Source organism: Sulfitobacter sp. 1A13679 (assembly GCF_043557115.1).
In the GTDB taxonomy this organism is placed as follows: Bacteria; Pseudomonadota; Alphaproteobacteria; order Rhodobacterales; family Rhodobacteraceae; genus Sulfitobacter; species Sulfitobacter faviae.
Map to the genome: position 1 here is coordinate 1 of NZ_JBIFFO010000051.1, position 3,657 is coordinate 3,657.

Sequence of the window (3,657 nt, forward strand, 5' to 3'; positions counted from 1 at the left end):
ACAGGCTCGGGTTTTTGGAAAACAACGGCCTTGCGCTCAACAACGCGCTTGGGCGCCTTTTTAACTTCCTCTATAGCTTTACGCCGTGCTTCATCTGTTGCGTTACTAACGTAACTGTCTGCGCCATAATTTGAGATTAGAAAGTCTCTTGCTGTCGTAAAGTCGCATTGCATTACATGCTTAACGAAGTCGACTGCACCGCCTCCACCCTGCCCCGCTTTATGGTCGTAAAACTTCTGGCCAGTGATCGAGATGGCAAACTCGCCGTCAACGTCCTTCCAGTTCTTGTCTTTATCCTGTTCAAGCGCCAAGCGTTGCGCCAGTTCAAGCAATGGCGTGGCACGTGCTGCATCAAGCTGCTCTTTCAGTCGCGCTTTCTCTTCTGCATTACGTTCCGCTTTACTGGCTGCTGCCTTTGCGGTAGCGCGAGCGCCAGCGGTTTCGCTTCTGGCTGTGATGCCAGCCTGAGCTTGCAGGTGCATCGTCTCGACGTCTTTCTGCAAGGCTTCCTTCCAGTCGTCAGAGGTCAGTGCCTCCCATTTTGTGGGCGGGGTCCAGCTGGGCACTTCCTGCTCTATGGCACCATAAAAACGGGCGACTCTGTCGTGCTTGGCCTTGCTGCCTTTGACACCCCTTTCAATGCCCAGATGTGCCACACATTGGGCCATTCTGTCCTGCATTTGGGACAACAATTGACGGCCTCCAAGCCAGTGCCTGGCATTGAGCCTGCCGTCTTTGTTCGGCACGATATAGCCCGTGATGTGCGGGGTCGATTCATCGAAATGGATCTGCAAATGAGCCACATTTTCCTTGCCGAAAGTCTTGATGATTTCGGTGCATGACTTCTTCCACCACTCGTTTACCTGATCGGTGGTGGCATGCTCGAACCACTCAGGGGAGACGGTCGATAAGACCTCAATGACTTTGACCGAGTTCTTGCGGCCTTTGGCCTTGGCAAGTCTCTCGTCAATGTCCTTTTGAGGGTCTGCACTACCCCAGACGATCCGGTTTTTAATGCCCGGTATCGCGTTTGGGGTGGCTCTAGTTCTCATGCAATGCTGAACCGATGCGGCGATCTCGCCCCCGGTTTTCAGCTTTGCAGTTCGGAAGATCGTATACGCCATAGCTGCTCCATTTGCTTCATTGTTCTACACAAGAGGTAAGGCCAGAAGGTTTCCACAATCTTTCTTTTTCCAAGGGGAAAAGCTCATGTAGCAAACTAATCGTGCCCGGAGGGTCGATTCGTTTGTGTAGTGAGTACACAAAGAACTTTTGAAGCGCGGGGCTACGCCCCTTTTGTAAAGCTACTGATCTTTACGCACGGTAACACCCCGCGCTTCAATTTCGTGGATAACTCGTAAAGCTCCGGCGCTGTCTCCGAAGTGACAATACATAGCCAGTTCAGAGACAAGCTGGGATAAACGCATAATGCTAGAGGTCGAGCTTGCCTTGCGCTTCCGGCATTGCACGCACCTCGTCAATCGCCTCACGCATTGCAGTTTTAATTACGTTCGTCATGCTGAGCTTCATGCCGTTCTGCTGTGCAAACTCAACGCATTTGTTAAAGTCGTCGTGAAGCGACTGCTCTACCCTTGCATTGACGTTGCTGAGCTTCTCCCCTGCTCCGGGGGCGTGCTCTAGATACTTCGGTTTCTTCTTTGCCATGCGCTTCTCCTTATGCTGGCTGGTTGCATTACCTATGTAACGGGCTGTGGTTAATCTGACGTTTCGTCAGGGCTGGCATCCCCGCTTTCATCGATGCGGGAATATGGGCTGGCCTTGTCGTCCACTTCGGACAAGTCCATTTGCTTGGGTCGGGGTAACGCAGGGTTCAAGCCTTCCTGCTCGTTTTGCTCAATGATGTACTGCTTGCCGAGTACGATTCTGGAGCCGTTGAAGAGCCGTGCTGGGTTCACCCAGTAAGCGTCTCGACCGATCTTGCATGGGGCTAAAATGTCGTGCTGTAAAAGCTCTGCCATAGCCTTATAGAAGGCCGTTTTCCCGACAGGTTTGACCTTTATCGGGCTGTTCTTCATCTTCACTGCTGTTTGTTCAATCAGGTCGTTTACAATGTCTAGTGACAGATAAACCTTGTCGCTGTCCTTGACCTTTTGAACTTCATTAATCAGCACAAAAAAGATCCGTGCGGCTGTCGGAGACAGCCCCAGCATCGTGGTAATATCTGCTGAAAAGAGCTTCACGAACTGCTCACGGTCAACCATCTGGGTGACGCCAATGGTTAATGCACCACCAACCTCACCAGTCTTGTAGTTGTAAGCAACTTCATCCTTCAGCTGCTGCGTATTTCTTACTGAAACTGAAAAACCTTCATCCATTATCGACACTAGAAAAGGATTTTCCTTATGTGCCGTAAAGGCCTTCAAAGAAGGCCTAGGCATGCTCTTCGCTTCTTCGGAAGGAAGGAGCGGCCGCTCTCTTTCCCTCTTCATAATCTTGTCTGTGTTCTTCTTCTGGTTCATTTTTCACCCCTCTAAAGCGAACTCTATGTTCTCCTTAGATGTACTTCTAGTTCATTAAATCTGCGTTAAAAACGAACTCCAAGTTCGCACCTATTCATAACCTCTAAATCATTTTCCGCAAAAACACACCCAAAAACGAACAAAACACACATATTTTCATTCAAAAGTTCAAAAAATAGGACAAAAAGTTCGTTTAAACGAACTACCCCCCTAATAAAATCAATAACTTAGATAGTTTTCCTTCTTATTCTTTCTACCGGGTCCGACCTCCGGTTCGTCCACCCGGTAGAAAGATGACGCCAGCCTCCGGCTGGCTGCACCAGCTGCCGCTGGTGGGCTTGCTGCTGGGAAAAAGAAAGGCTTGAGGCTTTCTGAAGCGGCTCTGCGGCTGGGGCTAGGGCCGATCCTCGATGGGGCTGGTGAGGATTAGCCAGGGCGGAGCCAAGCGAAGCCCTAGCGGGCCTCGCGCGGTTCACATGCCGGGGGGCTTCGGGGCCTTGCTGGCGGGCGGCAACCGCCGCTTGGGGCGATCCGGGTCAACCGGCTTTGCGTCATGGCCGTCTTGCTCGTCCGCTTTACACAGAGCTTCATTCCAGTCTTTCACTGGCGCTTCCGGGTGATGGACTCGGACGTTCTTGAAGCCGTGGTCCTCGAAGTCCTTGGCGAGCTTAGGAGCGGCAAGTTTTCCAACCTTGTCGTTGTCATAGGCTATAACAATAGAGCCCCACGCGGCTGCCTCGACGTTTTTTGGCATTACAGTCGTAACGCCAGCTGTAGCGCAGGCGGTGCCGGTCAGCTCGTGGATCTGCATGTATGACAGGGCGTCGATGGGGTTCTCGGCAATGATGAGATTGTCCCATTTGCGGCTCTCTCGACCGACTGTCGCCCGCCAGCACAGGCTCTTATCCGATCCTGTGGCGAGGCCTTTAAAGTCGCTCAAGCCAGTCCCACGCTTGATCGCGATGCCAGCACTTGCAAAGACGACGTTCTTAAATCTGTCGGCATAGACTGCACCACGCCTGTAAAGCCCTTCGACCAGCTTCGATGACAGCCTGCGAGCTTTCGTTAAGTAACGCTCCACATGCTCCCAGTGGTCTGGCACAGGCTCGGGTTTTTGGAAAACAACGGCCTTGCGCTCAACAACGCGCTTGGGCGCCTTTTTAACTTCCTCTATAGC

Annotated in this window: 4 protein-coding genes; all 4 read right to left on the reverse strand. The window is 52.0% G+C overall.

Annotated features, from left to right (window positions below; translation table 11 throughout):
• Positions 1-1,124, reverse strand: a 1,124-nt coding sequence (mobV, locus tag ACGYLA_RS19380) for a MobV family relaxase (RefSeq protein ID WP_394434610.1), incomplete at its 3' end; no start/stop codon positions are given.
• A gap of 307 nt (positions 1,125-1,431) precedes the next feature.
• On the reverse strand, positions 1,432-1,665 hold the full coding sequence (locus ACGYLA_RS19385) for a hypothetical protein (RefSeq protein ID WP_394420161.1): 234 nt from the start codon (positions 1,663-1,665) through the stop codon (positions 1,432-1,434).
• Positions 1,666-1,715: 50 nt separating this feature from the next.
• Entirely contained in the window at positions 1,716-2,480 is a 765-nt protein-coding gene (locus ACGYLA_RS19390; protein WP_394420160.1) for a hypothetical protein, read from the reverse strand.
• A 472-nt stretch (positions 2,481-2,952) separates the two neighbouring features.
• Positions 2,953-3,657: toprim domain-containing protein (locus tag ACGYLA_RS19395; protein ID WP_394434612.1), on the reverse strand; the 705-nt coding region annotated here is incomplete at its 5' end.

What these genes read in the sequence shown, in the direction of transcription:
- ACGYLA_RS19390 (WP_394420160.1), bottom strand. Translation starts at nt 2,480, where the DNA reads ATGAACCAGAAGAAGAACACAGACAAGATTATGAAGAGGGAAAGAGAG.
- ACGYLA_RS19385 (WP_394420161.1), bottom strand. Translation starts at nt 1,665, where the DNA reads ATGGCAAAGAAGAAACCGAAGTATCTAGAGCACGCCCCCGGAGCAGGG.